Here is a 6,652-nt window from a genome sequence, read left to right as displayed (position 1 = left end):
GCCCACACGGGGCCGCGACGCTAAACAAAGGAGAAAGACCTCTTGGAAGGTCCTGAAATCAAATTCGCCGAAGCCGTTCTCGACAACGGCAAGTACGGCACCCGCACCGTCCGCTTCGAGACCGGCCGCCTCGCGCAGCAGGCTCAGGGCGCCGTCGCCGCGTACCTCGACGAAGACACCATGCTGCTGAGCGCCACGAGCGTCTCGAAGCACCCGAAAGACAACTTCGACTTCTTCCCGCTGACGATCGACGTCGAAGAGCGTTCCTACGCCGCCGGCAAGATCCCCGGCTCGTTCTTCCGCCGCGAGGGACGCCCCTCGACCGAGGCCATCCTGGTCTGCCGTCTGATCGACCGGCCGCTGCGCCCGTCGTTCGTCACCGGCCTCCGCAACGAGGTGCAGGTCGTCATCACCGTTCTGTCGATCGCTCCCGACGAGTTCTACGACTCGCTCGCGATCAACGCGGCCTCGGCCTCGTCGCAGATCTCCGGCATCCCCTTCTCGGGCCCGATCGGTGCGGTGCGCCTCGCGCTCATGCCCGGCTACGGCACGGAGAAGGACCAGTGGATCGCCTTCCCGAAGGCCTCGCAGCTCGAGGAGGCCGTCTTCGACATCGTCGTCGCCGGTCGCGTCGTCACCGCTGCCGACGGTTCGCAGGACGTGGCGATCATGATGGTCGAGGCGGAAGCCACCGAGGGTTCCTGGAACCTGATCAAGGCCGGTGCCACCAAGCCGAACGAGACCGTCGTGGCCGAGGGCCTCGAGGCCTCGAAGCCGTTCATCAAGCAGCTCGTCGAGGCGCAGGCCTCGATGGCCCAGCAGGCGAACAAGGCGGTGCGCGAGTACCCCGTGTTCCTGCCCTACAGCAAGGCGTCGTACGACGCCGTGGCCGAGCTGGCCTACGACGAGCTCGTCGCGATCTACCAGATCGCCGACAAGATCGAGCGCCAGGATGCCGACGACGCACTGAAAGACCGCGTCAAGGCCGAGGTCGCCGCCAAGGTCGAGGCCGGATCGCTCGACGCCGAGGTGCTCGCGCAGTTCTCCGCCGCGTACAAGTCCGTCACCAAGGTGGTCGTCCGCGGCCGCATCCTGAAGGACGGCGTGCGCATCGACGGTCGTGGGCTGGCCGACATCCGTCCGCTGGACGCCGAGGTCGCGGTCATCCCCCGCGTTCACGGTTCGGCCATCTTCCAGCGCGGTGAGACCCAGATCCTGGGCGTCACCACGCTGAACATGCTCAAGATGGAGCAGCAGATCGACTCGCTCTCGCCCATCACGAAGAAGCGCTACCTGCACCACTACAACTTCCCGCCCTACTCGACCGGTGAGACCGGCCGCGTGGGTTCGCCGAAGCGTCGCGAGATCGGGCACGGCTTCCTGGCCGAGCGCGCCCTCGTGCCGGTGCTGCCGAGCCGCGAGGAGTTCCCCTACGCCATCCGTCAGGTGTCCGAGGCCCTCGGGTCCAACGGATCCACCTCGATGGGCTCCGTCTGCGCCTCGACCCTGTCGCTGCTGAACGCCGGTGTGCCGCTGCGCGCCCCGGTCGCCGGTATCGCCATGGGCCTGGTGTCCGACGAGGTCGACGGCGAGACCCGTTACGCGGCTCTCACCGACATCCTCGGCGCCGAAGACGCTCTGGGCGACATGGACTTCAAGGTGGCCGGAACGAGCGAGTTCATCACCGCGATCCAGCTCGACACCAAGCTCGACGGCATCCCGACGTCGGTGCTGGACGGCGCCCTGAAGCAGGCGAAGGCCGCGCGCGACGCGATCCTCTCCGTGCTCAACTCGGCGATCGACGCTCCGGACGAGATGGCCCCGACCGCGCCCCGCGTGATCTCGGTCAACATCCCCGTCGACAAGATCGGCGAGCTGATCGGCCCCAAGGGCAAGACGATCAACGCCATCCAGGACGAGACCGGCGCCGACATCTCGATCGAGGAAGACGGCACCGTGTACATCGGCGCCGTCGACGGTCCCTCGGCCGAAGCCGCCCGCCAGCAGGTCAACGCGATCGCGAACCCGCAGAACCCCGAGATCGGCGAGCAGTTCCTCGGAACCGTCGTCAAGCTCGCCACGTTCGGCGCGTTCGTCTCGCTGCTCCCGGGCAAGGACGGCCTGCTGCACATCTCCGAGGTACGCAAGCTCGCCGGTGGCAAGCGCGTCGAGAACGTCGAAGACGTGCTCGGCGTCGGCCAGAAGATCCTGGTCGAGATCACCAAGATCGACGACCGCGGAAAGCTGTCGCTCGCTCCGGTGCTCGCCGAAGCCGCCGACACCGAGGGTTCCGCCGCTCACAGCGAGGGCCCCGAGGCTCCCGCCGAAGGCTAGCCATCCCGCACCACTCCGGATGCCCGTCCCGATTCGTCGGGGCGGGCATTCGTTGTCTGCACCACCCGTAGACCGGTAGAATGAGGATATGTCGATATCCGTGTCGGTGGATGAACTGTGCGAGCGACTGCGCACCTCGTTCGCCCGGGGTTTGGGGGTCCGTCGGCGGGATCGCGCGGAGACGCGCGCGGCCATGCTGGCCGTCTATCGCGCGCTGTACGCGGGTGATCCCGACCACGTGGTGTTCGTGTCTTCGCCTTTGGCCGGAGCGTTCGCCGCCGGACTCGTTCCGCTGTTCCACAATGACTCCCTGGGGGTGTCTCGGGCTCCGGCAGACCTCGGCGCGGAGGCCGCGGCACCGGCCGGGCTGGTGGAAGACCTCCATCGCCAGATGACGGCGAGCATTCCGCTCGTCCGTCATGCCTTGCCTCGAGGCCGGGAGAACCTCGCCGAAGACCGACTCTGGAGCGCGGTCTACGCAGCGGTCGAGGAATCGCTCGGACGAGAGGCGGCCGAGGAGTGCTACGTCACCACGTTCCACCAAGACTTCCTGCAGTGGGACGAGGCGATCATGGATGGTCTCGAGAATGATCTGCCCGATGACTGGTACGGCTACCGGGACGTCTTCTCGGTGAGCCGACTGTGCGACTCGCGGTGGGCCGGAATCCTGGCCGAACTCGGTGTGCCCGGGCTCGAGGGCTGGCAACCGTTCGTCGAAGCGGCCCGGGTGACCGACCATTTCTGGGTGCGTCCGGGCTATCTCGTGGTGTGCGATCCGGCTGAGGGTGACGTCGACGGACGCGAGGACAGTGCGTGGCCGCCCCCGGCTCTGCGCTGGCCCGACGGGTGGGAGGTCTGTGGCGGCGCGCGGAGGTGAATGCCCAGGGAGGGCGGCGGCGACCGCGCTAGGGTGGATCAAATGAACGGCGCCGTCGCACTTCCTCTCGATCTTCCTGAGCTGTCCATCGGCACTGTCGCCGAGGGTCTGGTGCGTCGAACGATCCTCCCGAGTGGTGTCCGCATCCTCACCGAGCACATCCCCGGCTCGCGCAGTGCGACCATCGGCTACTGGGTGGCTGCCGGATCGCGCGACGAGCTCGGCGCGGTCGACGGGATGCCGTCGCGGTACGGCTCCACCCACTTCCTCGAGCACCTGCTGTTCAAGGGCACGCCCACGCGCTCGGCGCTGGACATCGCGATCTCGTTCGACTCCGTCGGCGGTGAGCACAACGCCGTCACCAGCAAGGAGTACACCTGCTACTACGCGAAGGTGCGCGACGCCGACCTGCCCATGGCGGTCGACGTGCTCTGCGACATGCTCACCTCCTCGGTGCTCGACCGCGATGAGTTCGAGACCGAACGCGGCGTCATCCTCGAAGAGCTGGCGATGGCCGAAGACGACCCGGGCGACGTCGTGGGGGAGCGCCTGTTCGAGGCCGTGCTGGGGGCGCATCCGCTCGGCCGTCCCGTGGGAGGCACGCCCGACGCGATCCGCGCCGTCACCCGCGATGCCGTCTGGGAGCACTACCTGGCCTCCTATCGCCCCAACGACCTCGTGGTGACCGCCGCCGGCGCCGTCGACCACGACGTGATCGTGCAGCAGGTCACCGCGGCGCTCTCGGCCTCCACCTGGGATCTCGACCTGCCCGCCACCCCGCGTTCACGCCGCCCTGCCGTCGCTCTCGACGGATCGTCGGTGCTGGCCGCCGGCCGCCCGGTCTCGATCACCGAGAAGCCCACCGAGCAGGCCAGCATCATGGTGGGCATGCCCGGCATCGTGGCCTCCGACGACCGTCGCACCACCATGGGCGTGCTCAACTCGGTGTTCGGCGGCGGCATGTCGTCGCGCCTGTTCCAGGAGGTGCGCGAGAAGCGCGGGCTCGCATATTCGGTGTACTCCTTCGCTCCCAGTTACTCGGATGCCGGCATCTTCGCCATGTACGCGGGCTGCACGCCGGGGCGCGAGGGAGCCGTCACCGACCTCATGCTCTCCGAACTGCGCCGACTCGCCGACGACGGCATCACCCCCGAGGAGCTGACGCGCGCGCACGGCCAGCTCTCCGGCTCTGCCGCCCTCGCCCTGGAGGACAGCGACACCCGGATGTCGCGGCTCGGCCGCGCCGAGCTCACCCTGGGCGAGTTCATCGACCTCGACGAGAGCGTGCGGCGCCTGATGGCGGTCACCCGCGACGACGTGCAGGAGCTCGCCCGCGAACTCCTCGAAGGCCCCGTGAGCATCGCGGCCGTCGGCCCGCTCGCCGACGACGCCTTTCTCGAAGTGGTGGGCACCTGATGGCCCACACCCTCTACCTCGTTCGTCACGGCGAGCAGCTCGACGCCGAACACGGTGTCGACGACGGCCCGCTCTCACCGCGCGGCCAGCGTCAGGCGCGACTGATCGCCGACCGGCTCGGCGGTGTGCCGTTCGACAACGTGTGGCACTCGCCCCTCCAGCGCGCCGAACAGACCGCCAAGATCATGTCGGAGCATCTGCCGGCCCTCGACCCGCAGCCGAGCGCGCTGCTGTTCGATTGCGTGCCCACCGGGTATTCGCCGCAGATGCCGCACACCTTCGAGGCCTACTTCAACTCCGTCTCCGAGGCCGAGCTCGAAGCGGGCCAGGCACAGATGTCGGATGCCGTGGCCGAGTTCCTCACCCCGGCCCGCGACACCACGCACGACCTGCTCATCACGCACAACTTCGTGATCGCCTGGTTCGTGCGTGAGGCGGTGAGCGCGCCCGAGTGGCGCTGGGCGGGCATCAACCAGGCCCACTGCGGACTCACGATCATCCGCTACAAGGCCGGCCGCCTGCCCGAACTCGTCGCCCACAACGACCTCGGACACCTCCCGGTAGAGCTCCGCACCGGTGTGAACGACCCGCAGCCCTACTGACCTATTCGGCGCCGCCGCCCCTGCGGCGCCTGCCGCGCGGTCACAGGTCTTTGCGGTACCAGCGGGTGGCGTTGGGGTTGTCGTTGTAGGGGAGTGTCGGCTCGAAGCCGAGGCGGGCGTAGAGGCGGGCGGCGGCCGTGAGGCTGTCGTGGGTGTCGAGAACGAGCTCGGTTGCGCCGAAGGCGCGGGCGCGGGACTCCAGGTCGGCCATCAGGTCGCCGGCCCAGCCTCGACCTCGGGTCGAGGGATCGAGCCAGACGTTCTTGACCTCGTAGCGGACGGTTCCCTCGGAGGGGGTGGCGAGCATCCGGATGCCACCGCAGCCCACCGCCCGGCCCTCGTCGTCTTCGACGACCAGGAAGACCCCGGCCGTGCCCGTGAAGCTCGCCGGGTCGGGGAAGGTCACGGCGTAGTCGCGATCGTTCTCGGGGAAGGCCTCGGCCCGGAACGCGAAATACGTGCTGAGCAGGTCGTGCACCTCGGGGGAGGTGACGTCGCCGGGCCGGATGCGCATACCTCCAGCCTAGACAGGCGCGCTGCGCCGGCACCGCCGGGCGGACACGTCGCGCCGGGTAGATTGGACTCATGACTACGAAGGTTGCCATCGTCGGTGCGACAGGAAAGATGGGGCGGCTGTTCGCGGGCATCCTCGAGGAGTCGGACGAGTACGACCTCGTCGCCTCGCTCGATTCGCGCAGTGACCTCGCCGACATGCTCACGGCCGACCTCGTGGTCGATGTCACCGTGCCCGGCGTCAGTCCGAAGGTCGTCGGGTTCGCCGTGGCGAACGGCAAGAACGTGCTGATCGGCACCTCGGGCTGGTCGGCCGAACGGATCGTGACGCTCACGCGGAGCCTGGGCGAGCATCCGTCGACCGGCGTGGTGATCGTGCCCAACTTCTCGCTCGGCTCGGTGCTGGCCACCTCGTTCGCCGCGATGGCGGCACGGTTCTACGACTCCATCGAGGTGATCGAGGCGCACGCCGCCACGAAGGTCGACTCGCCCTCGGGCACGGCCGTGCGCACCGCCGAGCTGATGCAGGCCGCCCGCGCCGCGCTCGGTCCGGTGTCGGCGCCGCACTCCGACCAGCGTGCCCGCGGCCAGCAGGTGGCGAGCATCCCGGTGCACAGTCTGCGGCTGAACGGCATCGTGGCGAAGCAGGACGTGGTCTTCGGCGGCGTGGGCGAGGTTCTCACCATCACGCACGAGACGATCTCGCCCAGCGCCTACGCGGCGGGCATCCGGGTGGCGCTGGCGGCCGCGGCGACGGCGCGCGGCGTGACGGTGGGGCTCGACAAGCTGCTCGACCTCGGTGCGGGGTCGGAGGCGTTCGCGAGCGCGACGACCTCCGAGACCGACGCTCCGGATGCCCCTGAGAACGTCTCCGGCCAGGCCGCCACCGCCACGAGCGTGCGCCCGTGAA

At 68.9% G+C, this 6,652-nt stretch carries 6 protein-coding genes; 5 read left to right on the top strand and 1 reads right to left on the bottom strand.

Annotated features, from left to right (window positions below):
* Window positions 1-42 precede the first annotated feature (42 nt).
* From Q0D75_RS10195 to Q0D75_RS10180, 4 genes are all read left to right on the top strand, one after another.
* A complete protein-coding gene (locus Q0D75_RS10195; RefSeq protein ID WP_291052725.1) occupies window positions 43-2,334 on the top strand; it encodes a polyribonucleotide nucleotidyltransferase in 2,292 nt (763 codons plus the stop codon).
* Window positions 2,335-2,434: 100 nt separating this feature from the next.
* Window positions 2,435-3,211: a hypothetical protein gene (locus Q0D75_RS10190; protein ID WP_291052722.1), complete on the top strand. Its 777-nt coding sequence runs from the start codon at window positions 2,435-2,437 to the stop codon at window positions 3,209-3,211.
* A 42-nt stretch (window positions 3,212-3,253) separates the two neighbouring features.
* Window positions 3,254-4,627, top strand: coding sequence for a pitrilysin family protein (locus Q0D75_RS10185; RefSeq protein ID WP_291052719.1), 1,374 nt, complete (start codon window positions 3,254-3,256; stop codon window positions 4,625-4,627).
* Window positions 4,627-5,229, top strand: coding sequence for a histidine phosphatase family protein (locus tag Q0D75_RS10180; RefSeq protein ID WP_291052717.1), 603 nt, complete (start codon window positions 4,627-4,629; stop codon window positions 5,227-5,229). The genes Q0D75_RS10185 and Q0D75_RS10180 overlap by 1 nt, the downstream gene beginning before the upstream one ends.
* A gap of 40 nt (window positions 5,230-5,269) precedes the next feature.
* Here the strand turns inward: Q0D75_RS10180 and Q0D75_RS10175 are convergent, their stop codons facing one another.
* Window positions 5,270-5,743 (bottom strand): GNAT family N-acetyltransferase, encoded by a 474-nt coding sequence (locus tag Q0D75_RS10175; RefSeq protein WP_291052714.1) that lies wholly within the window; start codon window positions 5,741-5,743, stop codon window positions 5,270-5,272.
* A 71-nt stretch (window positions 5,744-5,814) separates the two neighbouring features.
* Between Q0D75_RS10175 and dapB the strand changes: the two genes are divergently transcribed.
* The gene (gene dapB, locus Q0D75_RS10170) at window positions 5,815-6,651 is read left to right on the top strand and encodes a 4-hydroxy-tetrahydrodipicolinate reductase (protein ID WP_291052711.1); all 837 of its coding nucleotides are present in this window, start codon (window positions 5,815-5,817) and stop codon (window positions 6,649-6,651) included.
* Window position 6,652: the final 1 nt, after the last annotated feature.

It is taken from the genome of Herbiconiux sp., from assembly GCF_023264855.1.
Classification (GTDB): Bacteria; Actinomycetota; Actinomycetes; order Actinomycetales; family Microbacteriaceae; genus Herbiconiux.
This window is presented reverse-complemented; position numbering and strand designations above follow the sequence as displayed.

Coding starts and splice junctions, on each gene's coding strand:
- Q0D75_RS10180 (WP_291052717.1), top strand. CDS start 4,627: ATGGCCCACACCCTCTACCTCGTTCGTCACGGCGAGCAGCTCGACGCC.
- Q0D75_RS10185 (WP_291052719.1), top strand. CDS start 3,254: ATGAACGGCGCCGTCGCACTTCCTCTCGATCTTCCTGAGCTGTCCATC.
- dapB (WP_291052711.1), top strand. CDS start 5,815: ATGACTACGAAGGTTGCCATCGTCGGTGCGACAGGAAAGATGGGGCGG.
- Q0D75_RS10175 (WP_291052714.1), bottom strand. CDS start 5,743: ATGCGCATCCGGCCCGGCGACGTCACCTCCCCCGAGGTGCACGACCTG.